Source organism: Zhenpiania hominis (assembly GCF_014333425.1).
GTDB lineage: Bacteria > Bacillota > Clostridia > Peptostreptococcales > Anaerovoracaceae > Hominibacterium > Hominibacterium hominis.
Genome location: NZ_JACRYT010000051.1, coordinates 1 through 1,896, shown reverse-complemented (window position 1 = coordinate 1,896; position 1,896 = coordinate 1). Strand labels below are relative to the sequence as shown.

The following is a 1,896-nucleotide window of genomic DNA, read 5'->3' as shown; positions in this document are numbered from 1 at the left end:
GGACAATCTTCTTTTTAAACTCTGGTGTGTAATTTTGTGGCATGATAAGAACCTCTTTTCTCATTGTTTTTAGTATATCTTATTAGCCACTTCCGTTACAACTTTATTATAGCACTTCAAAGGTACCTATAGAGTCCAAATTGATAATCTGCTGAAAAAGGATGGTTCAATTGTAAATCTGGTTTATGATGTACAGTTTTTCGATAAATATGAAAGTGTGCCATCGGAAATTGAATCGATTTCTTTTGAGGGAAATAAGACATCCACATTTGTGGAAGAAACAAACCAGAGATACGCTTTGAAAAAGGCAAAACTGCACCTTCCAGAGTATATGATCCTGGAGATGAAATCAGGAGCGCGCTTTAAAATTCCGATCAGCGGCTACAGGGAAGGAGACATGGAATACTCTTTTTTCCCGAACTATGAATACCGACAAATTTTGTGGCCGGAGTTTGATGCTGCCGATATTCCCGATGTTGTTTCCGATCCGGAAGGACTGCTGAAAAAACAAGACTTTCCAGTCTATATAAAAACTGAGAATTCAGACGCAGGCAGTCATTTTAAAATAGAAAAAACGTCATATAGACCAAAACCGGGAGAAAACGTTACCATAAAAATTTTGAGTGATTTTAATGAATCTTTGCGGACATATTATTGGTATAAAACGGATGGCGTCCATATTTATCCGATTACAAATAATGAAAAGTACAGTATTGACAGAAGCCAGCTGATAATTCGGAATGTAGATGAAAAGGACACGGCAAATTATTTTGTTGTGACCACACAGGAGCCGGACTGGGGAAGCGCGGACAATCAGATTTCAAAAGAGGTTGAAGTTCTGGTACAGGTGCCTCCAAAAGCAATACAGTTAAGTAAGTCGGTTTTGAACCTGATGTATAAAGAAAGATTAAAACTGACGGCAAATCTTTCTCCAAGGGGAGCCATATCTGCCATAACATGGAAAAGTAGCGCTCCGCAGATTGCGGCAGTGGATCAGAATGGAACTGTAACGGGAATGTCACCGGGAACGGCAACGATCCAAGCCAGTACGCAAAACGGACTGTCCGCTTCCTGTCAAGTGCAGGTGACCAAAAAAGCTACATCGATTACAGCAAAGAACTTCACCAAAACCTACGGTAACAAGCCATTCAGCCTGGGAGCAAAGGCGACCAGCGGCGGAAAGCTGTCCTATAAATCCAGCAACACCAAAGTAGCAACCGTCAGCAACACAGGCCGCGTTACCTTAAAAGGACCGGGCAAAGCGACCATTACCATCACCGCTGCAGCAACCGCAAACTACAATGCAGCAAGTAAAAACGTTACCATCACGGTGAAGCCGAAAAAGGTAGCGGGCCTGAAAGTGAAAAAAGGCAAAAAGCGTATGACTGTAAGTTGGAAACGGGATAAGAAAGTCACCGGCTATCAGATTACATACGCCCAGAACAAGAAATTCAAAAAAGGGAAGAAGACGATTACCATTAGCAAGAATAAGACCATCAAACGGACAGTGAAAAAGCTGAAAGCAAGGAAAACTTATTATGTAAAAGTTCGGGCGTATAAGAAGGTTGGTAAGACAAAAATTTATGGAGCTTACAGTGGGACGAAGAAAGTGAAAGTTAAATGACAAACCAGAAAAAAGAGCCAAAACAGGCTCTTTTTCAGACTGTAGACAAAAGCCCAACTTTGAACAGAAAGAGGTTGGGCTTTTTCCATGCATAAGATAAAGTAAAATGTTGAAATTCCAATAATTAAGACGGCAAATATGATATAATATAAAAAAGAGAAATGAAAAGAGGATGCCGCAATGATCACCAAACTCAATACCGAAGACAAGAAAAAACAGATACAGATGATCTCGATAGAGGAACTCGTCCCTCAGGATCATCTGCTCAGGAA

The 1,896-nt window shown here is 40.7% G+C and carries 1 protein-coding gene; it reads left to right on the top strand.

The features are described from left to right. The first annotated feature begins 271 nt into the window (after window positions 1–271). Window positions 272–1,624, top strand: a complete 1,353-nt coding sequence (locus H9L42_RS17210) for an Ig-like domain-containing protein (protein ID WP_207735014.1) — start codon at window positions 272–274, stop codon at window positions 1,622–1,624. Window positions 1,625–1,896: the final 272 nt, after the last annotated feature.